We start from the raw sequence: 22,931 nt of genomic DNA, 5'->3' as shown, positions 1-22,931 counted from the left end.
ACTCTTCTCTTGTTCGGTGGAGTAAAAAGTGGAAGGAGTGAACGGTTTCATGAAATTTGTGGAGGAAATGCTGCAACAACAGATCTATCCTACTCTGGACAGGGCCCAGGCCCTCAGGGACCTCGATCCCGTGGAGGCGGAGAACAGGTTCCTTATGACCTGCCCCCAGTGTGGCATGCGCACGGCACGTATTTACAAGACAGGAGTGATCCTCGTGTGCGAGTGCGGGTATTTCAGGGATATCTTCACGCTGGTGAAGGAGCGTCATCATCTTGATGACAAGAAAGCCTATGAAAAGCTCTCCTGCATGATTAACTAGCGCTCTCCGATAAAGATTCGACTTCTCCAGAAACCGGTTTTCGCAGCCGGCTTCTTTTTTAGGGCAGGTATCCGCTCCCCTTATATCCCTCCTGTAAATAAGTTAACGGTCCTGTAACAAAAATCCGTTGATTTTCACCCTGTCCGGTCCTTATAATAGGATCAGGCATGAAGATGCATTACTGCTGTTTTCAGGAGATGAAAGCCATGGATAACAGGATACCCGATTTCGGAAGAGGCTCGGTTGATCAGGCCGACAAGCTGCTGCAGAATTTTTTCAAGAAGAAAGAGAAGGAGCATGACGAACAGAAGGCAGTGCTCCATGCCGCCACTGACAGGCTCGACCTCTCAGGGGCGCTTGATGCGGTGCCTGACAAAAAGAAGTGGACAGTCCTTCTCTATATGGACGGCAATAACAACCTCTTTGTCCCCATGTTTGACGCCCTGAAGAGCCTTGAAGGCGTAGGATCCAACAACGACGTCAATATTGTCGCCGAGATCGGGGGCAATCCCGGTGACAAGGGCCACGGCGGCATTCTTGAGACTATCATGAATACCACGATGAAGGACAAGAAGATCGAGACGGTAAGAAGGTATTATGTCACCAAGGATAACAGCGAATCCCCCCAGATCAAGTCACCCAAGCTCGCCGACCTTGGTGAGCAGGACATGGGGGACCCCAAGGTGGTCTCCGACTTCCTGGAATGGGGCATCAAGAAGTTCCCCGCCGAGCATTACGCCATCATATTCTTCAACCATGGCGCCGGGTTCGCCGGGTCCCTGAGCGACGAGAAGTCAGGGAACCTCGTGGATACCGCTGAAATGAAAGAGGTCGTTGACAAGGCTGCCCAGGCGGCAGGCAAGAAGATAGACCTTGTGGATTTTGACGCATGCCTGATGGCGCAGGTAGAGGTGGCCCACGCATTGAAAGACGGCGCCAGCTACATGGTGGCCTCAGAGGAGACCGAGCGAGGCTCGGCCCAGCCTCTCGCCAAGGTAATGAAAGTCCTCCAGGAAGGGAGCAAGGACCTCCCCATGTCGCCAGAGGACCTTGCGAAGCTCTTTGTGTATGAGTCTTTTTACCAGACAGGCAGCGAGATGTTTACCACAACCCTGTCAGCGGTCGATCTCGCAAAGATTGACAAGGTGACGGCATCGACCGACGCCCTTGCAAAGGCAATCATGGGCGACAAAGATGAGCATAAGCAGATAAGGAAGGATGCCGCAAAGAGCGAGAACTACTGCCAGGGCCTCAATTACAAGCTTTACAACGACTACCACGACGTGGGGCATTTCGCGAAGATTCTCCAGCAGGACGCGAAGATCCAGGATGAGAACGTGAAAAAAGCGGCCCGGGAGCTGCTTGATGCGCTTGGGAGCGCTGTCATCGCCGTGGAGCACCAGGGCAAGGGCTATACCGAGTCAACAGGCCTCTCGACCTATCTTCCCACGAATTACGGCTTCGACCCGGCGCCCAAGACCGATTCCGTCAATTTCAGCTCGACGCACAACTATGAAGGAATCCCCTATGCCAAGGAGACGGGCTGGGACGATATGGTGAAGGATATTGCCAGGGACTCTTCATGGCACAACCTTCTCAGGACCTTCGGGATGTCCAAGGAAGGCATTGATACCCTTGACAGGAGGCTTTCCACGGTAGGCAATACGGCTATCGGCATTTCCAAGACCATCCTGGGGGCAGGGAAACTGGGCGCCCATTACGAGGCATACCAGGCACTCCGTCATGGCATGCCCAAGAGCTACCTATGGCTCGGGAGCGAGCTCTCGACGCAGCTTGGCATGCTCGGTGGCGCCTACAAGGCCTTCCAAGGCGTGAGCGATCTCTACAAAGCCTCGCAGGACCGGCCTCCTGAAGGCATCACCGATGTGCTTTTTGACAAGAAAACCAAGATGGTCAATGCAAGCCTCAATACCGCGGAGGGCGCGGCGCTTGTGGCGGTGAATGCGGCCCTTCTGATGGGAGCCTCGGCGGGAATCAAGACCACGGCAGGACTGCTCAGCTTCGCTCTCCCGGTGGCCAAGGTGATCTACGACGGGATCGCCGTTCCGAAGAACCTCAAGAAAAAGGCCGAGGAAATGCAGCAGCCCAGCCCCGCCGATGGCAAGACAGTGCAGCAGAAGCTCCAGGAGATAGAGCAGAACAAGGGGCACTTCGTGAAGTAGGATTCTCTCAGCTTTTTACTGGTGAGCCCTCGGGTGCAGGCTGCGGGGGCTCATCTTTTTTTGCCTTTTCCTGTTCCGCTTTTCGGTTGATTTCCGCCACAAGTTCCTCATAGCAAGGGTAGTGGTAGATATATTCCAGGAGGATATGGCCTATGGCCTTGAGGGAATCGGGGGAGCAGTGCTCGGGGAGATCCTTGTGGGTGTGCCACTGGGGATAGTCTATGTCGATGAGGATGAAGGCCGGAATGAGGACCTGGAGGAAGGGGATATGATCACATCCGATGTACTTGAACTTTCTTTTCTTCGGGGCCGCAAGCTGCCTGTAAGAAAGAGTCTTTGAAATGATGACAAATTTCTGCAGCATGGCTTTCCATCCCAGATTGTAGCACTGGTCATAATACAGGCCGTTCATGTCAATATCGAGGCTCATGCATTTTCCTCCCACCATGTCGAGGATAATGACCTCGTCGGGCCTGAAATCTCCCATGTGCCGGGAGAAGTAAAGGGAGCCCATGTAAAAGTCGTTGCCGTCGATGTTGCCTACGTCCTCGGCGTCAAAGAAGGCAAGGACGATATCGCATGGGGGAGGCCTGAGGGAGAAGAGCCTGGCAAGCTCAAGCATCACCGCCGTGCCGGACCCGCCGTCGTTTGCTCCGATGATGGGCTTCGCCTGCTCCGCGGCATCGCGCTCATTGTCGGCAGTGAGGCGCGTGTCAAAGTGGGTGCCTATAAGTATCTTACGGTGAGGTGAATGGGATTTGAAAAGGCCAAGCACGTTCTCACAGGGCACCTTTTCACCCCCGAGGATCACCTCGAAAGGCTGGGTGCGGCTGTCGGGGGCATATTTCCCAAGCTCCTGCTTGATGAACTCGATAAGGGTCCTGTGGGCGCCGCATCCCGGGGGGCGGGGTCCCATAGAAGCCTGGGTGCAGATGAGCCTGAAGGCTCTCTGTTCATCGAAGGGGGGGTAATCAGGGGTGGAATTATCGGATGAAAGGGGAATCATAACCTTCATTATAGCCTATTAAAGCGCTCTTGTATAGAGGAATTAAAGTGCCTTCTCCATAGGCATGCATGGTGAAGCTCCGGTATCAGAGCAGGGAATGGCCTTCGAAGCAGAGAAGAGCCTTTATGCTGATGGTGCAGGTAAATCAAGCGAAAGACCGTGCTTGAAATCGCCACACACACAGATAAAATCCCGAATTAATGAGATGGCAATGAAAGCTGAAGATTCCCTGAGCCGCCGGGGCGCCACCAGGCTCCTTGGAGCCCATATGTCCATCGCGGGGGGAGTGCATACCGCTTTTCAGCGTGCAGAAAAGGCCGGCTGCACAGCTCTCCAGATATTCACAAGGAACAACATGCAGTGGGAAACCCCTCCCCTTGCCGGCGGGGCCTCAGCATTGTTTTCCGCTGAACGGAAAAGAACCGGCATTGAAACAGTAGTTGCCCACAGCAACTATCTCATCAACCTGGCATCGCCAAGCCCTCCGCTTCGCGAACGCTCTCTCAGGGCCATGAAGGTTGAGCTCACAAGGGCGGAATCACTGGCAATAGCATATCTTGTGATTCACCCGGGAAACCACATGGGAGCGGGCGAGGAGGAGGGAGAGCGCCTCGTGGCGGAAGCGCTCCATATGCTGCTTGAGACGATGCCTTCATGGCGGGGCATGGTGCTTCTTGAGACCACGGCAGGGCAGGGAACAGGCCTTGGCGCCACTTTCGAGAGCCTCGGCAGGATGAGGGCTCTGGCCCCTCGGATAGGCTTCTGCCTTGACACCTGCCATGTCTTTGCCGCAGGCTATGACATGAGAACATCCCGGGCCTGCAGGGACACCTTGAAGCGGTTTGACGATACTCTCGGCCTTGGAAACCTCATGCTCCTTCACTGTAACGACTCCAAGGGCGATCTCGGCTCCCGTCTTGACCGCCATGCCCACATCGGAAAAGGATTTCTTGGGCTCAATACCTTCAGAAATCTCCTGGCTGACGATCGTCTTGCCGCGGTGCCTTTCATTATAGAGACACCCAAGGGAAAGGATCGCAAAGGTGTTGATCTTGACGTGATAAATCTTGCGACGCTCCGAAAACTGCTGCCCTGCTGAATGCCCCTTACAGCCCCTGAAAGATAGTCACTTCTCCGCACTTACGGCAATATTGGTAAGAATTAAAGAGCTCATCCCGCTCGCCGAAAGTATCCCTGCTGCAGCAGCGGGGACATTCCTCAGGGGAGAGGACCTGGGTAAAATCGTCACCGCCGTAAAGCTCTCTCAGAATCCTTTTTTCATGGCTCTCTCTTTCGGGATCATCCTGCAGATGAAGGGAGATCTTCAGAAGGAGCGATTCCCTCTCCACGGAACAGAGCATCTTCGAGATCCGTCTGCAGTGGCATTCATATTCCCACATGGTAATCTCGCGGGCGGCGGCAAGAGCGGGAAATTCTGTCTCTGCAGGCTTTTCATGGTGCCGCTGATTGAAAATGAGTGCCGCGACCGCAATGCACAGGATAATTGCCATGCAGGCTATCATCACTACCCTGGTCAGTCTCATCGAATCACCCCTGGCAATGATATTCCCCTGAGGAAAAAATTTAGACAGAGTTCCACCCTTTTCCACGGCGGCCTGTGCACTGCCCGTTCCCGGGCACTTCGGCACCTCCCGGGCCCACGAGCATCCTGGACCCGATCTCTCATCAGAACTTGATTCTTGATCCGGCTGTCAGAAGAGCCAGAAGTCAGTGCTGCATCCCACGAAGACTCCTTATGCGCCCAGGCCCTCACAGGCGCCCAGGGCGTCCAAAAAGCCGTGAGAGCTGCAGGAAAAATGAGTGGCTGCCATATTTACAGGAGCCGGCTGAATCTGCTATACTATGTGGTGATGGCGATGGAGTTCGCCCGGTGCCGAAAGGCTGATGACTCCTGCAGAGAGTGGGAGTTTTTATTTTTACGCCAGGAGAGCTTGGAGAGCATCCCATGAAAGAGCCGAAGAAAGCGGAAAGGCAGGCCGGGACCTCTATCCCGGACCTCAGGTCCCAGATGGAGAAAGTGCGGGAAACAATGCTTTCCCTTGCATCCATCGAAGGTCCCTGGAAACAGTGCATCGATGATATTGAAAAACTTGCCGGGCGTCTCGATAACTCCGTGCTCCATATTGCAGTCCTTGGACAGTTTAAGAGGGGAAAAAGCACCCTCATCAACTCACTCCTGGGGCATGATATCCTTCCGCGGGCCATGCTCCCCCTCACGTCGGTGCCGACGCTCCTGAAGTATGGAGAGGAGAGGATCGTGACAATTCTTTTCCGGGATGGGTCGTCCCGGAATGCTGCCATGGAAGATCTTCCGCTCTTTGTGACAGAGGAAGGGAACCCGGGCAATGAGAAAAATGTCGAAAGGGCGGAAATATTCTGCGATGCCCCGCTTCTGAGGCAAGGAGTGGTCATTATCGACACGCCCGGCATAGGCTCGACACTCACCCATAATACTGCGGTGACGGTGGAGTTCCTGCCCCAGTGCGATCTGGCCCTCTTTCTCACCTCGCCCGATCCGCCTCTCACCCAGGCCGAGCTTGAATTTCTCTCTCTCATATCAAAGCATGCGGCGCACCTCTTCTTTGTGCTCAACAAAAGGGACATTCTGAGCGAAGAGGAACTCAGGAAGCTGCTGAGCTTTCTGGAGAAAAATCTCAGGGAAAAAGCCGGCTTCAGGGCTCCCCTGGAAATCTTTCCTGTCTCCGCCCTGAGAGGTCTTGAAGGGCGGCTTGCAGGAAATGAGGATGCCTGGGAGCAGAGCGGCATGGAGAGGCTTGAGAGCCATCTGGCGGCATTCTTTGAGCATGAAAAGAAGCAGATCCTCTGCAGGGCCCTTGCGATGAAGACCAGGGCGATCATCGAAGGATCCCTTGCGGCAATTGACCTGAGAATCAACCTTCTGGCGACCCCCCTCAGGGAGCTTGATGAAAAAATTCTGAGGCTCTCGGCCCTGGAGGCCCATGTGAAGGAAGAGAGGCTCTGGATCAGGGACGCGCTTGAGGCCGAGGAGAAGAGAATCGCCCTGGAAATCAGGAGAAAGACCGAGCGTCTCGAACAGGAAGCCATGGAGGCCATCTTCCAGGGAATCAGGGATATCACAGGCACCAATGACAAAAAGGAGAGCTTCAGAACGATCTCCTCAAGACTCCGCACGTTTCTTGACAGCGCGGTCCCCGATTTTTTCATCGCAAGGAAGGACTCCTTTATTGCCGATGCCTGCAGGCTCTCGGAAGAGAAGCTCTCCCCCGTTCTTGCGAAGGCGGAGAATCTCATCGCGACGGTAAGGCGTGATGCCCTTGCGATCTTTGAAGTGCGCACGTCACCGCTTGTATTTGAGCCTTTTTCCCTGAAGTGGCCCCGCTTCATCTGGGAGCACATCGTCTATTCATGCGGCCTTTTCGAGGTGGCAAAAAAGCTGCTCTACCATGCCGTCCCTGTCTCGACGCTGAAAAAAGTCCTGAGGAGGGAGGCGATGGAGGAGGCCGAAAGCCTTGTCCTGAAAAACGCGGGCAAGCTCCGTTACGCCCTCCTTGACGGCCTCGAGCGCGTGATAAGGAACCTGAATTTTGCCCTGGCGAGCGAGCTGGAGCAGGGATTCCGCGACATCAGGGAGGCTGTCCAGCAGGCCCGCACCCTCCAGGGAGAGACTTCGGGCTCCCAGGAGCCTCTCATCGGCACCCTCAGGGAGAAGAAGGCGTACCTGGAGAGCCTCCTTGCCGGGGAGGTGAGTGCCTGATTGAAAAAAGGCGATGGAGTTCGCCTTTAACTGCTTTTCACGCTGATGACTCCTACAAAGCACCAATCTCATATGCTCTCTATTTACCAAAAGGAGATAACCATGAAAGCAGACTTCACTCCCCTTCTTGTAGGCCTCATCATATATCTTGCAAGCCTTGTCTCCATAAGATTCGCCATTTCGGTGGCCATTGTGGAGATTCTCACGGGAGCCATCGCAGGCAACCTGGGAATTGTGCCGGAAGAATGGATGACTTATCTGGCGGGCTTCGGCGGCATCATTCTCACCTTCCTGGCGGGAGCCGAGATAGATACGCGGCTCATGAGAAACAAGTTTAAAGAAAGTTTCCTCATTGGTATATTTTCCTTTCTTCTCCCCTTTATAGGAGTTTTTCTCTATACCTATTTCATGCTTCACTGGACCTATGGAGCATCGCTTATTGCAGGCGCGGCCCTCTCGACGACCTCGCTTGCCGTTGTCTATTCGGTTCTCGTGGAGACCGGCCTTTGCGCTTCTGAGCTTGGCAAGACTATCATGGCAGCAACCTTTGTCACCGATATGGGGACTGCCTTGGCATTGAGCATCATGTTTCTGAAGCCCACTCTTTACACTTTTCTTTTCATAGCGGTCTCCCTCGTGGTGATAGTGTTCGTTGACAGGTTCTCGCTGCTGTTCCTCAGGGGGACCTATTTTTCCAATAAGGTGATAGAGCCTGAGGTCAAGCTGATCTTTCTGGTGCTGCTCATCTTTATATTTTTTGCGAACATCGGAGAGGGCCATGCAGTGCTTCCCGCCTTTATAATGGGCCTTGTGATGTCGAAGCATTTCAAGGAGCAGCGGAAGACAAAGCTCCTGAGGAACAAGCTGAGAACGGTGGCCTACACCATGATTACCCCGTTCTTTTTTATCGTGGGAGGCATGAGGATATCCATTCCTCTCATAGCTTCTGCTTTCGGCCTCTTCATAGTGCTCTTTTTCATCAAAGTGGCTTTGAAATTCCTGGGAGTCTATTTTCTTGCAAAGAAGTACCTTCCCCAGGGGAGCATGTACACTACCCTCCTTATGAGCACAGGCCTGACCTTCGGTACCATCGCGAGCCTTTTCGGCCTTAATTCGGGGATCATCACCCAGGTCCAGTATTCGGTGCTTGTCGGTGTGGTCGTAGCCAGCGCCGTCATCCCCACTTTCATCGCCCAGAGATGGTTCATGCCGGTAAGCGACGAGGACATGCTGAACGGGGAGAATGGCAATGGAAAAGGCGAAACCTGCCTGGCAGGCTGAAATCCTCAGAGGCCGCTTCTTTTTTTTGAAAAGTGATGTCCGCATATTTGTTGCTGCGCCTGGGGGGAAGGCACCCTGGTATGATCTGTCTGGAAAATATCCAAAATATATTTGATAAGCCGCATCCTGCGGACAGCGCGTGCAAAGATCGCCGCAGCCCCGTCAAACAGGCCGAGGAGAAGGCATTGATGGATCTCCAGGTCATTTTTACCATCCCGCCTCCTTCCAGGCCCTCCACATGGCATCAGGCGAAGGCCTTATAATCTTTATACAGTAAGCTTTTTAGAGATCGCAGCATTTGATATCTCTTTCTATATCGGCTATAATGATATTATGAATCACCCTATTACTATCCCTGATTTGCCATGCTTTGATCCAGAAGAAGAGCGATCCCGCCAGGAAGATGAATCGCGCTCTCATGACACTGAGATATCTTTTCCTGTGGGCGACATAGACTTTCTTCTCCTGCCTGAGCCCTATGAGGTTGAAGAAGATGGTATTCACCGCTATGATCACCTGGTGAAGGTCGATATAGATGCGTTCCTCACCGAGGCGGAGAGGTTAGTGGAGTGCCTTGCCTTCAGCTCATTCGACAGGGAAGAGAAGGCCTCGCAGATAGACTCCGATCTTTGCAGGGCAGTGCGCAGCCGCATGGCCCTGGACCTTGTCCTGGGCAGGCTTCTCGAGATCCTGAAACAGAAGGGGGTGGACCACCTGGGCTACCGCTCCCTCGAGACCTTCGCCGTCGAGCACCTCTCCCTCTCGGGGCGCACAGCATCGGAGCTGATACACAATTATGAGCTTCTCTCGCGGCTTCCCCGAACATGCGAGGCTTATCTTCAAGGCAGAGTTTCCAAGAGCGCACTCCGCCCTCTCTCGAGAGTAATCAATCCTGAGAACGAGGAGGAGTGGCTCGAGAAGGCGGGGCGCCTCCCGGTGAGGGCCCTTGAGAAGGAAGCGAAAGAGGCTCTTGCGTCACAGGCTGTGGAGGAAACTTCAGCCGACCTGGTGCCAGACAGCGATAAAAAAAATGGCATGATGATGCGCTTCAGGGTGTCGCCCGCTTTAGCCCTCACCTGGGATTTCGCCCTTTCCTACTTCAGGGATAAGGAGCATTACAGCGGGCCCCAGGCGGGGTTCGTCGAGGCCCTCCTTTCCAATTGGATGGCCTCGGGAAAGCTCTCTGAGAGGGGTGTCGGCACAGTGCCTGTCCCCCTTGATGACCGGGGAAGCTTGCCTGTATTTTACCGCGTTCCTCTTTCCAGGTGGAGGAGAAACGTTGAGCCGATGCCTTCCGATGGGGAGCAGCACTCTTGTGAGGAGCAATCCTGCTGCGATAGGCATTCCTCCCGTGAGAGGCGCTCTTTCCGGAGGCGCCGGGGTTACATGCAGAGCGCGTCCGACCTCGAATCACACGATCCCTGGAAGTATCCCTGGAGCATCTTCTTTCCATCGTGGCTTGAGGAAGTGACGGAGGTGACAGGGAGAGAGGTGAGAGTGCTGGCCAGGAGGCTCATTAAGGCCGCCTGGATGCGCCAGAGGCTCGAGGTGGGAATAGGGATGCTCCTGCGGGCGATGGACATGCGACAGCTTTACCGTGTGTTCGGCTATGACTCAGTGGAGGAATATGGGGCAGATAAGTGCGGCTTCTCCAAGGCGCAAATATACCGCTTCATAAGGCTAGCGAAAGACTTTCACCGTCATTCGCTCACCGAAGAAGCCTTCAAGTCGGGTATCATCACCAGGGAGCAGGCGCGTCTCATTCTTCCCATAGTGAACGAGAACAATGAGGACGAGTGGATTGCCTATGCCGCCTCTGTGCCGGTGATTACGCTCCGGGAGGAGGCTCAGCGCTGCGCCAGGATTGTGGAGTATGACTGCCTTGTGCTTCATAAATACAGGCTCCTGCCAAGCTTCCGGTATATCACCGACGAGCGGTTTGCCGAGCTGCCTGAAGAGGTGCGGGAGTGCATCAGGACGGGATCGTGGTATGAGGGGCCGTCACTTCGGCCTTCGTGGCCTCTCGCAGAAAATGACGGGGAATCTGCAGTAAGCCGTGACAAACGTCTTGAAGAGCCCTGGAAGTATTTTGAAGATGTTGATGAGTTGGTGGCCTATGAAGCCGCTATGAAAGAGAGTCGTAAAACCGTCTTGTGTGCGGCTGACGGGAGTCAGGCATTCACCATGGAAAAGGGCGGAATTGCCTTGCGTGCGCCTCAGGATGACCTGAAATCATCACCATGCTCATGTGCAGGGGCAGCCTGCCAGGCCGACGGAGAGGTGCACAGGCAGACCCGTGTGGCCTGCACCATCCCCCATGGAGAAAATCCCGAAGAGATCTTCCTCATGGATCTCATCAGGGGAAGCGCTGCCTCGGCAGCAGGCGGTATTGCCACAGGAGGGTGCACCATAGCCATCAGGTTCTTCCTTCCTGAGGACCTCTATAATCTCTGGAATACCGCCGCTACGGCCTTCTTGCGCCTTGCCGCACAATCAGAAGAATCAGCCGCCAATGAATCTGGCGCTTCGGAATCTGCCGCCTTGGACTCAGCCGCGATAGACTTAGCCACCCCTCCCTGGGAAGAAAGATTCCTTGCCTCCCTCCTCGCCGACTATCTCACCGCCGAAAAGGTCTTCCACAAGGCGGCCCGCCACCACGACATTCTCAAGCGTGACCGGTTCCGCTGCCAGGTCCCCGGCTGCCACTGCCGCCACAACCTTGAGGTCCATCATATCATCAGGCGCTCCCAGGGCGGCACCGATGATCCCAGGAACCTCATCACGCTCTGCAAAGCCCATCACATTCATATCCTCCACACTCTGAGGGCCCTCGTTCTCAAGGGGCAGGCGCCTCATAACCTCACTTTCACCTTCGGCTCCCGGCCAGGTTGCGAGCCCTTCCTGGTTTATGAAAGTGGAGTAAAAAAGCGGGGCCTCTGCTTCATTCTCCCCCGGGGGCCGGCCGGCAGAATTTGCTGAATGCAGTGCCGGGATAACAACGACCAGGTAGGGAATTGAGCGGGAAAAAGCGATCCGATGGAATGGCCAGCTTTGTTGACACAGGCCATGGCAGGGGATATAATAGAGGCATGGAAATACGCTCCGACACAGCGATGCAGGGAGCTTCCGCGCCTCACGGCGCCGCGAAGGCCCCGGGCCAGGCAGGCCCTGATGCTGATGCCGTCAAGAAGGCTCGCCTCGAGTATGAACAGGCCTCGCTGGGCTCCAAGCTCCATGACGCCCTTAAAGCCCTCCGATCCTCGCCATAGCGCCCTTATGACGGGCCTTTATGTCCATATCCCCTTCTGTGAAAAAAAATGCCGGTACTGTAATTTCCCTTCCATTCCGAGGACAGAGTGGGATGATGCTTTCTGTGAGAGCTATGTGGAGGCCCTGTTGAGTGAGATAGAGTCAGCGGCTCAGGCTGCAGGTGAAGAACTGGCTGTCGATTCCATATTTTTCGGGGGAGGGACCCCCTCTCTTCTGCCCCTGAGATTTCTCCGGGAAATCACCGCCAGGCTGAGGCACTGCTTTCATGAAGCGGAGTCATGCGAGCTCTCCATTGAAGCGAATCCTGGCACCATTGACGCGGGAACCCTTAAGGCATTGAGGTTCTGCGGCTTCAACCGCCTGAGCATCGGGGCCCAGAGCCTCCGCGATGACCGCCTTGCCGCCCTGGGTAGAATCCATGGGAGGAGGGAGATCTTCGAGGCCCGTGATGGCGCCGTAAAAGCAGGCTTCCCCTCCATAGGCATGGACCTGATCTACGGCATCCCCGGCCAGGGCCTGGCGGAATGGGAAAGGGATCTTGACGAGGTCCTCTCTCTCGGGCTTCACCATCTCTCAGCCTATGGGCTCACCCCCGAAGAAGGCACGCCCCTTGGTGATGCCATCATAAGGGGCCTTGCAGAGGTTCCCGGCGATGACGAGCAGGCGATGATGATGGAGGCGGCCCATGAAAGGCTCACAAGCTGCGGCTACGTCCATTACGAGGTTTCCAATTTCGCCCTGGCAGGCCATGAATGCCGTCATAACATGAGATACTGGCTTGGTGGTGACTATCTTGGCTTCGGGAGCTCGGCATGCTCTTTCATGAACCGCTGGCGCTTCTCGAATACCTCTGATCCCCGGGAATACGTGAGGCGCATCGAGGAGGGACTTTCTCCCATTGTGTTTGCAGAGAGGCTTTCCCTGGGCCGCCAGATGGGAGAGTATATGATGATGGCCCTCAGGACTGAGAAAGGAGCAGGCAGAGAGGATTTCATGGAGCGCTTCGGAGTTGATCCTCTTGAGCATTACAGAAGAGAGCTTGACGATCTCGCTGCCGGGGGTCTTGTCATCGTGGAAAGCAGCGGAACAATCCGCATCCCGCCCCGCCATTTCTTCCTGCAGAGCGAAATCGCTTCAAGGTTTATCGAGGAAAGCTAGTCAGCGAGAGCCACGGCCTCGATTTCCACCACCCCTCCGAGGGGGAGGGCAGCAACCTGAACTGTGGAGCGTGCCGGGGGGCTCTCCTTGAAGAACTCGCCGTAGAGAGTGTTCACCTTGGGGAAGTCCCTGATATCGGTGACAAAGACGGTGGTCTTGACTACATGTGCCACTGAGGTCCCCGCCGCTTCGAGGATCGCTTTCATATTCGAGAGAGCAGTGGCAGTCTGGGCCTCAATGCCTCCCTCGACGAGCTTCCCCGTCGTGGGATCAATGCCCAGTGAGCCTGACGTGTAGATGAACTGCCCCGCTTTCACTGCCTGCGAGTAAGGGCCGATTGCCTTGGGCGCATTGTCTGTATGGATTATCACCTTTTCCGCCATAGTGTTTCACGCTGCCTCTCTCGGGAATTCTTTTCAGGGAGTCCTCCAGATTTTTCAGGCACACCGGTGAGGGTGTGCCTGAAAAATCATCCACTGATCGTCCCTGAATCTCCAGGAGGATAATTCTCCATGATCCTCTTAAAATCATGCTAAATTCCCTTGCATGCAAAAATATTTTTTTGCCCTTTACTTTCCCTTATATCATGGGCTTTTTAGCCAGGATCCAGGCATTGAAAAAAAATCAACACAAATAGAGATGCTGCTGCCATTGGTGAGGTTAATTTTGAAAAAACCTCGCCAATGCAAGCTTTTTGCCCGGTAGAGGGGGCATAACCGATTGGGATGGTCTCGTTCCTCTTTTTCTCAAAGCCTTCCTGTATTTGAAAGAATGCCTCCACAAGCCATCAGAAAGTCAATATGGCGGGTATTAAGACCTTGGATGTAGGAAAGATTCCTCTTGACCATGAAGGGTGGAAGTGTTACAATCTCACTTTGAGATATAAAATTCCAGTGAAAGGTACAAGGCAATGAAGCAATATGCGATCTTACAGAAGAGCCATTTTGCTGATTTCATTTCAGCGCTGGCAGTGGAGCAGTCGGTGATGGCGCCTGTGGCAAAGGGATATGATAACTATGCCTTTGAACCGGTGACCCGGGCCAGCCAGATTGCTCTCAAGCACATCCCCACCATCCTTCCCCCAAAAAAGTATTTCATGCCCCCCTCGGAGACCATACTGGAATACTCGCGCCGCGAGGGAGAGGCAGTGCACCCTGTCGTTGAGTATGAGAAGATGATCCTTTTCGGCGTCCACACCTGCGACCTTATGGGCGTCCAGTGCCTGAACATGGCCCTCTCGGAGCATCCAGAGGATATCAATTATCTTTCCCGGAAAAACAAGATAGCCATCATAGGCCTTGAGTGCGAGGATTATTGCGATGAGTATGCGAGCTGCCATCTCATGGCAAATGATCTTCCCAACGGCGGCTATGATGCGTTCTTCACGGACCTTGGTGACTATTTCATCATCCATCTCAACACGCAGATGGGCGATGATGTTCTTGGAAGGACAAAGCTCATCGAGCCTTCAACGGAGAGCCACTGGGATGAGCTGATGAAGTTCAGGGAAAAGAAGCGCTCAGTCTTTAAAAATGAAGTGCCTGTCACCCACCAGAAAATCAAGGAGGTTTTCGATAATGCCTGGAAAAGCCCTGTGTGGAGCGACATTGCAAAGCGCTGCCTTGCCTGCAGCAACTGCACCAATGTATGCCCCACATGCTATTGCTTTGATGTAGTCGATGAGCCCGATCTCGACCTTATCACGGGAAGGCGCCGCAGGAAGTGGGATTCCTGCCAGAGCGCCTCCTTCGCCAGGGTGGCGGGCGGCGAGAGCTTCAGGGAAGACCGCGGTGCCAAGCAGCGCCACCGCTACTACAGGAAGTTCAAGTACCCCGTGGAGCGCTTTTTTCGCTATTTCTGCACGGGATGCGGCAGATGCAGCCGTACCTGCATGGCCAAGATCAACCTCAAGGAGACCCTGACTTCGCTCGTGAAGGAGTTAAACTGATATGAAAAAAACAGCACTGCTCGAATCAGAATTCAAAACCAAAGTGGGAAAGATTCTCCGCACAAGGCAGATGACCCCCCTGGAAAAGCTTTTTGAGATTGCCCTCCCCGGCGGCGAGAGCCTCGATCACCTGCCGGGCCAGTTTGTAATGGTCTCCCTCCTGGGCGTTGGTGAAGCGCCGATTTCAGTATCATCTTCACCGACAAAGAGAAGATCCTTTGAGCTGGTGGTAAGAAAAGCCGGGAGAGTCACCACGGCCCTTCACCGCCTCGAGGCCGGTGACGAGGTGGGCATCAGGGGGCCCTTTGGAAACGGCTTCCCCATAAGGTATCTTGAGGGGAATGACCTCCTCATCGTGGCAGGGGGGCTGGGTATCGTGCCCATCCGCTCCATCATCAATTATACCATAGACAACAGGAGGGATTTCGGAAAGGTCACCATCCTGCTGGGCTGCCGCACTCCCAAGGACCTGCTCTTTTCCGACGAGACTGACAAGTGGAACCACCGCCTTGACGTGATGTTTGAATGCACCGTTGACAGGGGGGATGCCGAGTGGGACGGGAACGTAGGCCTCATCACCTCCCTCATTCCCGGCATCACTCTTGAACCCGACAGGACCTTTGCCATAGTCTGTGGCCCGCCCATCATGTACAAGTTCGTCATCGCGAAGCTCCTGGAGAAGGGCATCCCTGAGCGCCAGATCATCGTCTCCCTTGAGCGGCATATGAAGTGTGGTATCGGCAAGTGCGGCCACTGCCAGATTCATAACTATTACTGCTGCCAGGACGGCCCTGTTTTCACTTACGATAAAATAAAGAATCTGGAAGAGGCAATATAACATGAGAAAACCAAAAGTCGCTTTCTTTGATTTTGCGTGCTGTGAAGGGTGCCAGCTCCAGGTGGCAAACCTTGGTGAAACGCTCCTGGAGATGCTGCATCATATTGATATAGTGGAGTTCCGCGAGGTGATGTCGGAAAAGTGGGATGATGAGTATGACGCGGCAGTGGTGGAAGGGAGCATCACCGATCACCATGCCGAGGATCGGATCAAGAAGATCCGCGAGCGCTCAAAGATCCTTATCGCATATGGATCCTGCGCTACCATCGGCGGGGTGAACGGCATGAAAAACGCGTTTAATCTCAGGGACATACGCACCTACGTGTACGGGATGGATTACAAGTACTTTGACACGTTACCCACCAGGCCCCTTCACCAGGTGGTGAAGGTTGACTATTTCGTAAACGGATGCCCTGTCTATAAGCCGGAGTTCCTGGAGATCTTCAAGACGGCCCTCATGGGACTCCCCTATCATGTTCCCGACCATTCAGTCTGCGTCGAGTGCAAGTTTAACGAGAACGTCTGCATGTATGAAAAGGGCATCACCTGCATGGGACCCCTCACCCGCGCCGGCTGCAACTCCTGGTGCATCAACAACGGGAATATCTGTTACGGGTGCCGCGGCATGGTGACCAATCCCAATAAGGACGGGGCAAAGGAAGTGCTTGAGCGATACAAGATACCTATGGACTGGGTTCTCAATAAAATGGATATGTACAACAAATGCAGGGAGCTGGAAACACATGAGCACAAAAAACATTGACATCAAAGTAGAATATCTCACCCGCGTCGAGGGTCATGGAAATATCGTCGTGAACGTGAAGGAGGGCAGGCTTGAGACCTGCCAGCTCCAGATCGTGGAATCCCCGCGGTTCTTCGAGGGGATGCTGAGGGGGCGCTCCATTTTTGAAGCGCAGCATATCACGAGCAGGATATGCGGCATCTGCTCCTGCGGCCATTCCCTTGCCTCAATCCAGGCAGCCGAGGATGCCCTGGGATTCACGCCTTCGCCCCAGACAGTGGCCCTCAGGAAGCTGCTCCTCCATATGGAGACGCTTGACAGCCATATCCTTCACATTTACCTCCTCGCGGCGCCCGATCTGCTGGGGGTGAAGAGCTTCGTTCCCCTCATCACCACCCATGAAAAGGTGGTGCGCCGGGCGCTTCGCCTCAAGAAGGCCTGTAATGACGTGTGCGACATCCTTGTGGGCCGCCATGTCCATCCCATCTCGGCCATTGTGGGCGGCTTTACCAAGCTTCCCCGCGAGAAGGACCTTGAAGCCATGGAAAAGATACTCATAGACACAAAGCCCGACGTGGAGGCTTCCATAGAGCTGCTGAAGACGCTCCGGTTCCCCGAGTTTGAGCGTGACACCGAGTACGTGGCCCTGGTGAGCGATGAGGCAGAATACCCCATGCTCATGGGCGATGTAGGCTCCACCGACGGCGCAAGAAAAGACAGGCATGACTTTAGAGCCATCACCAATGAGTTTGTCGTGCCCCACTCTTCAGCAAAGCACACCAAGTGGAACAGGACAGCTTACGCCGTGGGGGCACTTGCCAGGTTCAACCTGAACCACGGGAAGCTCCATCCTCTTGCCAAGGAAGTGGCAGCCGTGCTGGGGCTCAAGGCGAAATGCACCAACCCCTTCCTGAACACCGTGGCCCAGGTCGTGGAATGGGCCCACTGCCTTGAGGATTCGCTCCATATTCTCCAAGATCTTAAAAACAAAGGGATAAATTACGATGAGGAGCTTGTCGTCGGTATTGACGAGGCCGGGAGAATCCCCGTGAAGGCCGGGAAAGGTGTCGGCGCCGTCGAGGTGCCCAGGGGCATCCTCTTCCATAATTACGAGATTGACGAGAAGGGCATGATAACAGATGCCACCTGCATCATCCCGACCAACCAGAACCTCAACAATATCGAGGAGGACATGGAGAAGATTGTGCCAGAGCTGCTGCCCTCAAAGAGCGAGGAGGAGATCACCTTCACCCTCGAAGCCCTGGTGAGGGCCTATGATCCCTGCATCTCCTGCTCAACTCATTTCCTGGACGTGAAGTTTGTTGACCGCTGACATAAGGGAGGCCCTCAGGCCCGACCCTTCACATCCCGTCACGATCATCACCGTGGGGAACAGCCTCCGCGGTGATGACGGGGTGGGGCCCTACATCGCCTCACGCCTTCCCCCCCTGGGGGAAGGTTTTTTTGTGCTCGACGCCGGTCAGCAGCCCGAAAGGATCTTTTATGAAGCCGCCGGAAGGCCTGCGCCGAGGGCCGTGATACTTGATGCGGCGGATTTCGGAGGCCATGCCGGCGAGATGAGGCTCTTCTCTATAGAGGAGATACCGGCCACGACGCTTTCGACCCATACCTTCCCTCTCCCGGTGCTTGCCTCGCTCCTTCAGAAGGACTGCGGATCTGCGGTGATCTTTCTCGGCATCCAGGCCGTTACCTTCACGATGGGCGAAGGCCTTACCGTAGAAGTGCAAAGGGCCGCCGATGCCCTCGTGGCCTTCCTTACCTCCCCTTCTTGAAGCCGAAGGTGTAAAAGAGAAGCCTCAGCTCCTCCTCTATCACATAATTCACATAATCATCACTGTCGGAAAACTTGCCGAGCTGCTCCTCCAGCACGAGGGGGTGGGAGTAAAACTTCACGCCGGTGCCTTTGAAGGCGCGGTGGAGGCAGAGCATGGAGCGCCGTGAATGGATTGAGTCCGTCACGACCAGGGCATCCCTGAAGGGGGTTCTGTCATAGTATTCCCTGAGCTTCCGGGCATCATCGCGGGTGCTCAGGGAATCCATCAGCAGCACAGACGATGAAGGGGGAATATCGCGGTTTTTCAGGATGGCCTTGACGACCATGACATCGAACTTGTCAATGCCGTATTCTCTTGAAAAATCCGTGACCCACTGATCGTCGCGCCCGATGGTGATGACGATTTTTTTCCCATACCCCTTCTTGAAGAGCTCGGCGCCATAGGGCACTCTCCTCTCAGCCTTGCCGCCATGGACGAAAACTATGTCGCAGGCCTGTGCGCCATCCTGCACGGTGAGCCACCCTGCAAGCCATCCCACCAGAAGGTGCCTGGTGAAAAAGAGAAGGCATACCAGGGCGAGAAACACCCCGGCGGCGATGAGAGCCTTTTTCCTGTGAATTCTTATGGTCCAGCAGCAATCAGCCATTCTGCAGCCCCTGCCTGTCTCATGGAGTTTCTTCAGAGAAAACTGATATCCTGTGTATCCCTCGCCGATGCAAAAGGATTTGTAAGTGCCGAGGGGAAAATAAGTAATAAATCGCTTTTTATGAGGCAGGGGGAAAATGGATTCTGAGCTCTCGGTCCTCAATGAGATAGCATCGATGCCATCCTTTCAGTCAGAAGAGGAACTGGCAGGCGAAGCCATCGAGAAGTGCTCCCGCCTCTTCTCTGCCCGTTGTTTTGCTCTTATTACAGGCATGGGTGAGTCCCGGCAGGTGACTGCCTCCTGGGGATACAGTGATCCCCGGGTGGCCCTCGCAGGAGCCGGGGAGCTTCTGCCCGGCCGGTTTATTCACCGCTTCGGTGAAGGGGAGGAATATACAGAGATTCTCATTGAGAAGGCCCCTCCTCCCGATGACGGTGAAAGCCGCCTGATGATGCTTTTCTGCCGCCGCCTGGAACAGGCACTGATCGCTTTGCGGAGCGAGGGAAAGAGACTGCGTACCTTTGCCTCCCGGGCTGAAAGCGCCAGCAGGGCGAAAAACGATTTTCTTGCCACCATGAGCCACGAGATAAGAACACCCATGAACGGTATCATGGGGATGACGGCTCTTCTGCTTGACTCCCCCCTCTCGTCGGAGCAGAGCGATTATGTGGAGACAATACGGAACAGCGCCGATTCGCTCCTCACCATAATCAACGATATCCTGGACTTTTCCAAGATAGAGGCAGGGAAGCTCGAGCTTGAGCTGCTTGATTTTGACCCTGTAAGGCTTGTTGAGGATATCAACGATACCCTTGCCCTCAAGGTCCTCGGGCGTGACATTGAGTACCTCTGCTCTATTGACCCGGCCCTCCCGGCCCTTGTCAGGGGCGATCCCGGGAGGCTGCGGCAGATTCTGCTCAATCTTGTTGACAATGCCATCAAGTTCACCGTCCATGGAGAGGTGATCGTGCAGCTCATTCTTGAGCATGAGGACGCCGCCTCGTCCAGAATCAGGTTCTCAGTGAGTGATACAGGCATTGGCATACCCCGTGACAGGCTTGCGCAGGTTTTTGACGCCTTCACGCAGATTGACGCTTCCACCACCAGGAAGTACGGCGGAACAGGCCTGGGCCTGTCAATTACCAGAAAGCTTGTAGAGCTCATGGGCGGCTCCCTCCATGGAGCTTCCGACGAAGGTCGCGGCTCCCTCTTCTGGTTTACCCTTGAATTTCCCCGGTCCCTGTCTTCAGTGCCGGCTTATCTTACCATGCCTTTCGGGACGGAAGGAAAGAGGATTCTTGTCACCGTCGGCAATGGCACCGAGAGGGGCTTCCTCATCGAATTGCTTGCAAAATGGGGATTTCAATGCATGGAGTCATCTGATGTTCTTGATGCGCTTGAGAGGGCCCGCGTGGCATATGCAGCAGGGCATCCCTTCCATATGGCCCTCATTGAGATGAATATGCAGGGCAGCGTGGGGGCAGGCAGGCTTATGAAGGAACAGGGCGCCTGCAACGATATGAAGGCTGTCATGCTTGTCCCCTTCGGAAGGCTTGGCGAAGTCCACCATCTCTTTGATGAGGGCTTTTCCGCCTACCTTACCAAGCCTCTCAAGCTTTCCCAGATCCATCAGGTCCTTACCCTGCTCTCCGGTGAAGGAGGAAAGGTCTCTCCTGCCATATGCGGCGAGACTGTGGAGAGAGCAAGCCGTATCGAGAGCGCGAGAAGGCTCCGGGTGCTTGTTGCAGAGGATAACCTGGTGAACCAGAAGGTAGCCTGCAAGCTCCTGGAAAGCCTGGGGTACGAGGCCTCCGTGGCGGCTACGGGCCTTGAGGCTCTTGCCGCCCTGGAGCATATCCCCTATGACATTGTGCTGATGGATGTGCAGATGCCCGAAATGGATGGCATTGAGGCGACAAAAGTCATAAGGAGCCCCGAGTCAAAGGTTTTCAACCATAATGTGGTGATAATTGCCGTCACCGCCGCGGCAATGAAGGGAGACAGGGAGCGCTGCATCATCGCCGGAATGAACGGCTACCTCTCAAAGCCTTATCACCTGGAGGAGCTTGCCCTGGAAATGAAAAAGTATCTTCCTCTTGAGACTACTGCGATGCCCTTGCAGAAGAGCCCTTCCATGGAGGAACACCAGGTTTTTGACAGGAATGCCTTGCTGGCGCGCCTGGGAAATGACGAGGAGCTTCTGGCGGAAATCCTGGAAGTGTACCTTCAGGATGCTCCGCTGCAGTTAGGGAAGATAAAGGAAGCCATCAAAAACTCGGAGGGGGAGAAAGCTGCCCGGAGCGCCCATGCCCTGAAGGGCGCCTCGGCGAATTTGGAGGCTGGCGCCCTCAATGAGCTTGCAAGCCAGATGGAGCGTGCAGGCAGGGAAAACAACCTTAAGAGGCTCAAGGCGCTCATCGGGCCTGCAGAAAAAGCTTTCAATGATTTTAGGAATGCCATTGGAATATCAGCGGGCATTCCGGAAAGGTTGAGCCATGATTGTAATCAATGAATCAGCTGATATAGGGCTGAGAGTGGCGGTCATTACGGGGGAGTCCATCTCGATCCATCCTTCAGAAGCAGAACAGGTGAGGGAATTGATGCTTCTTGTCCAGGAGAGGAGCACGGGGGAGCTATCCAACGAGGCACTCAGGCAGGCTGTGAGGCAGCTCCTCAAGCGGGGCGGCTTCAAGCCTTCGGGGAGGAGCAAGCCCGCCAGTGAATATCTTGCCCAGGCAGCCCGCGAGGGAAGGTTCCCTTTCATCAACAACCTTGTGGACTGCAATAATTACCTTTCCCTTCTTACGGGTCTTCCCATGAGCCTCCTGGACGCCGATGTGGCGGGAGACAGGATAGTGCTGAGGACAGGCCGTGCGGGCGAACAGTTTGTTTTCAACAGTGCCGGTCAGGTCATCGATATTGAGGGTCTCATATGCGCGTGCCGTGAAGACGGCACTCCCCTGGGGAACCCTGTAAAAGACTCGATGGAGGCGAAGCTTGGCGCGGAGACAAAGAATGTCGTGGCCGTCGTGTATGCTCCTGTCGAAGGGGTGGCCTCATGGGAAGCCTGTGAAATCGCCGGGAAATTCGCCCATATGCTCTCGAGGTTCGGCGGGGCATCGAGTAACGAGATTCATGTGCTCTAGGCATGGTGATGGATGTGCAATGTGGTAAGAATTGTCACGGATTCCACATGTGATCTTCCCCTTTCCGACCTGGAAGAGCGGGGGATTACCCTTGTTCCCCTCTCGGTGAGGTTCGGTGCCAGGTCGTACCGCGATGGCCTTGACATAGGGCATGGAGAGTTTTACAGGATGATGGCAGACCACAGCGAGCTCCCTACTACCTCCCAGCCTGCGCCAGGCGATTTTCTGGAAATATACCGGCGGCTTGCCGGGGAAGGTGCTTCCATACTCTCCATTCATCTCTCGAGCCGGTTATCGGGCACGGTAAATTCCGCAAGGATGGCACGCGATCTGCTGATGGAAGATGAGCCCGGCGCCTCTGTCACCGTCATTGACTCGCTGACTGCCACGCTTGGCCTTGGGATGATGGTGCTGAAGGCCCATGCCCTGGCAGGGCAGGGAATGCCCGTGGAGCATATCGCGGCAGACCTCAACAGCATGGCACCGCGGAATCACGGCGTGGGCCTTGTGAAGGATCTTCACCATCTCTCCCGGGGGGGAAGGCTTTCCGGGAGCCAGGCTTTCTTCGGGTCCCTTCTTAAGGTCGTGCCTCTTATCAAGATGGAGCAGGGGGTTCTTGAACCTCTCGGGAAAGCCGTGGGAGTCCAGGCAGGCCTTAAGAAGATAGGGGAATACATACAGCAGAAGGGGAGCGGCTCTCCACCTCCCTCGCTCGCCCTAGTCACGGGGGAGCTCATCGAGGAGAGAGACAGGCTCGCGGAAATGCTGCAAGCCGGCCATCCCCGCTCCCCCATAATGAAGGGAACCCTTGGTGCCGTCATAGGGGCGCACCTTGGCCCGA

At 55.0% G+C, this 22,931-nt stretch carries 21 protein-coding genes and 2 riboswitches; of the genes, 17 read left to right on the top strand and 4 right to left on the bottom strand.

What is annotated here, in order from left to right; translation table 11 throughout:
* Window positions 1–49: 49 nt before the first annotated feature.
* The gene (locus RDV48_01630) at window positions 50–319 is read left to right on the top strand and encodes a hypothetical protein (GenBank protein ID MDQ7821474.1); all 270 of its coding nucleotides are present in this window, start codon (window positions 50–52) and stop codon (window positions 317–319) included.
* Between the two features lie 206 nt (window positions 320–525).
* A complete protein-coding gene (locus RDV48_01625; GenBank protein MDQ7821473.1) occupies window positions 526–2,502 on the top strand; it encodes a clostripain-related cysteine peptidase in 1,977 nt (658 codons plus the stop codon).
* Window positions 2,503–2,509: 7 nt separating this feature from the next.
* Here RDV48_01625 and RDV48_01620 read toward each other — a convergent pair whose 3' ends face one another.
* Entirely contained in the window at window positions 2,510–3,508 is a 999-nt protein-coding gene (locus tag RDV48_01620; protein ID MDQ7821472.1) for a M28 family peptidase, read from the bottom strand.
* 211 nt (window positions 3,509–3,719) lie between these two features.
* On the opposite strand from RDV48_01620, the gene RDV48_01615 reads away from it, so the two are divergent.
* Window positions 3,720–4,607 (top strand): deoxyribonuclease IV, encoded by an 888-nt coding sequence (locus tag RDV48_01615; protein MDQ7821471.1) that lies wholly within the window; start codon window positions 3,720–3,722, stop codon window positions 4,605–4,607.
* A gap of 7 nt (window positions 4,608–4,614) precedes the next feature.
* Here the strand turns inward: RDV48_01615 and RDV48_01610 are convergent, their stop codons facing one another.
* Window positions 4,615–5,052, bottom strand: a complete 438-nt coding sequence (locus tag RDV48_01610; GenBank protein ID MDQ7821470.1) for a hypothetical protein — start codon at window positions 5,050–5,052, stop codon at window positions 4,615–4,617.
* Window positions 5,053–5,372: 320 nt separating this feature from the next.
* A riboswitch (Fluoride riboswitch) is annotated at window positions 5,373–5,430 on the top strand.
* 44 nt (window positions 5,431–5,474) lie between these two features.
* Here RDV48_01610 and RDV48_01605 point away from each other — a divergent pair.
* The 6 genes from RDV48_01605 to hemW all read left to right on the top strand — a co-directional run bounded on the left by RDV48_01605 (window position 5,475) and on the right by hemW (window position 12,974).
* On the top strand, window positions 5,475–7,265 hold the full coding sequence (locus RDV48_01605) for a dynamin family protein (protein ID MDQ7821469.1): 1,791 nt from the start codon (window positions 5,475–5,477) through the stop codon (window positions 7,263–7,265).
* Window positions 7,266–7,327: riboswitch (Fluoride riboswitch) on the top strand.
* Between the two features lie 40 nt (window positions 7,328–7,367).
* Window positions 7,368–8,546, top strand: a complete 1,179-nt coding sequence (locus RDV48_01600; GenBank protein MDQ7821468.1) for a cation:proton antiporter — start codon at window positions 7,368–7,370, stop codon at window positions 8,544–8,546.
* Entirely contained in the window at window positions 8,515–8,661 is a 147-nt protein-coding gene (locus RDV48_01595; GenBank protein ID MDQ7821467.1) for a hypothetical protein, read from the top strand. Before RDV48_01600 ends, RDV48_01595 begins: the two co-directional genes overlap by 32 nt.
* A 326-nt stretch (window positions 8,662–8,987) precedes the next feature.
* The gene (locus RDV48_01590) at window positions 8,988–11,525 is read left to right on the top strand and encodes an HNH endonuclease signature motif containing protein (protein ID MDQ7821466.1); all 2,538 of its coding nucleotides are present in this window, start codon (window positions 8,988–8,990) and stop codon (window positions 11,523–11,525) included.
* Between the two features lie 35 nt (window positions 11,526–11,560).
* A complete protein-coding gene (locus RDV48_01585) occupies window positions 11,561–11,815 on the top strand; it encodes a hypothetical protein (protein ID MDQ7821465.1) in 255 nt (84 codons plus the stop codon).
* Window positions 11,718–12,974 (top strand): radical SAM family heme chaperone HemW, encoded by a 1,257-nt coding sequence (hemW, locus tag RDV48_01580; protein ID MDQ7821464.1) that lies wholly within the window; start codon window positions 11,718–11,720, stop codon window positions 12,972–12,974. The genes RDV48_01585 and hemW overlap by 98 nt, the downstream gene beginning before the upstream one ends.
* On the opposite strand, the gene RDV48_01575 is transcribed toward hemW, so the two are convergent.
* The gene (locus tag RDV48_01575; protein MDQ7821463.1) at window positions 12,971–13,357 is read right to left on the bottom strand and encodes a RidA family protein; all 387 of its coding nucleotides are present in this window, start codon (window positions 13,355–13,357) and stop codon (window positions 12,971–12,973) included. The genes hemW and RDV48_01575 overlap by 4 nt on opposite strands.
* Window positions 13,358–13,884: 527 nt before the next feature.
* Here RDV48_01575 and RDV48_01570 point away from each other — a divergent pair.
* The 5 genes from RDV48_01570 to RDV48_01550 are packed head-to-tail and all read left to right on the top strand — an operon-like array spanning window position 13,885 to window position 18,295.
* Window positions 13,885–14,922 carry a 4Fe-4S dicluster domain-containing protein gene (locus RDV48_01570; protein MDQ7821462.1) on the top strand — a complete coding sequence of 346 codons (1,038 nt, stop codon included), beginning with the start codon at window positions 13,885–13,887 and terminating at the stop codon, window positions 14,920–14,922.
* A gap of 1 nt (window position 14,923) precedes the next feature.
* Window positions 14,924–15,760, top strand: a complete 837-nt coding sequence (locus RDV48_01565) for an FAD/NAD(P)-binding protein (GenBank protein ID MDQ7821461.1) — start codon at window positions 14,924–14,926, stop codon at window positions 15,758–15,760.
* Between the two features lies 1 nt (window position 15,761).
* A complete protein-coding gene (locus RDV48_01560) occupies window positions 15,762–16,523 on the top strand; it encodes a cytochrome B (protein MDQ7821460.1) in 762 nt (253 codons plus the stop codon).
* Window positions 16,504–17,835, top strand: a complete 1,332-nt coding sequence (locus tag RDV48_01555; protein MDQ7821459.1) for a Ni/Fe hydrogenase subunit alpha — start codon at window positions 16,504–16,506, stop codon at window positions 17,833–17,835. Before RDV48_01560 ends, RDV48_01555 begins: the two co-directional genes overlap by 20 nt.
* Window positions 17,825–18,295: a hydrogenase maturation protease gene (locus tag RDV48_01550; GenBank protein ID MDQ7821458.1), complete on the top strand. Its 471-nt coding sequence runs from the start codon at window positions 17,825–17,827 to the stop codon at window positions 18,293–18,295. Before RDV48_01555 ends, RDV48_01550 begins: the two co-directional genes overlap by 11 nt.
* Here RDV48_01550 and RDV48_01545 read toward each other — a convergent pair.
* Entirely contained in the window at window positions 18,279–18,944 is a 666-nt protein-coding gene (locus RDV48_01545; protein MDQ7821457.1) for a YdcF family protein, read from the bottom strand. The two genes, RDV48_01550 and RDV48_01545, sit on opposite strands and share 17 nt — an antisense overlap.
* Before the next feature lie 136 nt (window positions 18,945–19,080).
* Here RDV48_01545 and RDV48_01540 point away from each other — a divergent pair, with 136 nt between their 5' ends.
* The 3 genes from RDV48_01540 to RDV48_01530 form a co-directional block, all read left to right on the top strand.
* Window positions 19,081–21,456, top strand: coding sequence for an ATP-binding protein (locus RDV48_01540; protein ID MDQ7821456.1), 2,376 nt, complete (start codon window positions 19,081–19,083; stop codon window positions 21,454–21,456).
* On the top strand, window positions 21,440–22,090 hold the full coding sequence (locus tag RDV48_01535) for a phenylalanine--tRNA ligase beta subunit-related protein (GenBank protein MDQ7821455.1): 651 nt from the start codon (window positions 21,440–21,442) through the stop codon (window positions 22,088–22,090). The genes RDV48_01540 and RDV48_01535 overlap by 17 nt, the downstream gene beginning before the upstream one ends.
* A 21-nt stretch (window positions 22,091–22,111) precedes the next feature.
* Window positions 22,112–22,931, top strand: an 820-nt coding sequence (locus RDV48_01530; GenBank protein ID MDQ7821454.1) for a DegV family protein, incomplete at its 3' end; no start/stop codon positions are given.

This window comes from Candidatus Eremiobacterota bacterium (genome assembly GCA_031082125.1).
Lineage (GTDB): Bacteria > Vulcanimicrobiota > CADAWZ01 > CADAWZ01 > Ess09-12 > Ess09-12.
The sequence above is the reverse complement of the archived record's forward strand: the minus strand, read 5'-3'. Positions and strand labels throughout refer to the sequence as shown.

Bases quoted from the DNA above. Each gene is read 5' to 3' on its own strand.
- RDV48_01630 (MDQ7821474.1), top strand. From the start codon at position 50: ATGAAATTTGTGGAGGAAATGCTGCAACAACAGATCTATCCTACTCTG.
- RDV48_01625 (MDQ7821473.1), top strand. From the start codon at position 526: ATGGATAACAGGATACCCGATTTCGGAAGAGGCTCGGTTGATCAGGCC.
- RDV48_01620 (MDQ7821472.1), bottom strand. From the start codon at position 3,508: ATGATTCCCCTTTCATCCGATAATTCCACCCCTGATTACCCCCCCTTC.
- RDV48_01615 (MDQ7821471.1), top strand. From the start codon at position 3,720: ATGAAAGCTGAAGATTCCCTGAGCCGCCGGGGCGCCACCAGGCTCCTT.
- RDV48_01610 (MDQ7821470.1), bottom strand. From the start codon at position 5,052: ATGAGACTGACCAGGGTAGTGATGATAGCCTGCATGGCAATTATCCTG.
- RDV48_01605 (MDQ7821469.1), top strand. From the start codon at position 5,475: ATGAAAGAGCCGAAGAAAGCGGAAAGGCAGGCCGGGACCTCTATCCCG.
- RDV48_01600 (MDQ7821468.1), top strand. From the start codon at position 7,368: ATGAAAGCAGACTTCACTCCCCTTCTTGTAGGCCTCATCATATATCTT.
- RDV48_01595 (MDQ7821467.1), top strand. From the start codon at position 8,515: ATGGAAAAGGCGAAACCTGCCTGGCAGGCTGAAATCCTCAGAGGCCGC.
- hemW (MDQ7821464.1), top strand. From the start codon at position 11,718: ATGCTGATGCCGTCAAGAAGGCTCGCCTCGAGTATGAACAGGCCTCGC.
- RDV48_01575 (MDQ7821463.1), bottom strand. From the start codon at position 13,357: ATGGCGGAAAAGGTGATAATCCATACAGACAATGCGCCCAAGGCAATC.
- RDV48_01570 (MDQ7821462.1), top strand. From the start codon at position 13,885: ATGAAGCAATATGCGATCTTACAGAAGAGCCATTTTGCTGATTTCATT.
- RDV48_01565 (MDQ7821461.1), top strand. From the start codon at position 14,924: ATGAAAAAAACAGCACTGCTCGAATCAGAATTCAAAACCAAAGTGGGA.
- RDV48_01560 (MDQ7821460.1), top strand. From the start codon at position 15,762: ATGAGAAAACCAAAAGTCGCTTTCTTTGATTTTGCGTGCTGTGAAGGG.
- RDV48_01555 (MDQ7821459.1), top strand. From the start codon at position 16,504: ATGAGCACAAAAAACATTGACATCAAAGTAGAATATCTCACCCGCGTC.
- RDV48_01545 (MDQ7821457.1), bottom strand. From the start codon at position 18,944: ATGGCTGATTGCTGCTGGACCATAAGAATTCACAGGAAAAAGGCTCTC.
- RDV48_01540 (MDQ7821456.1), top strand. From the start codon at position 19,081: ATGGATTCTGAGCTCTCGGTCCTCAATGAGATAGCATCGATGCCATCC.
- RDV48_01535 (MDQ7821455.1), top strand. From the start codon at position 21,440: ATGATTGTAATCAATGAATCAGCTGATATAGGGCTGAGAGTGGCGGTC.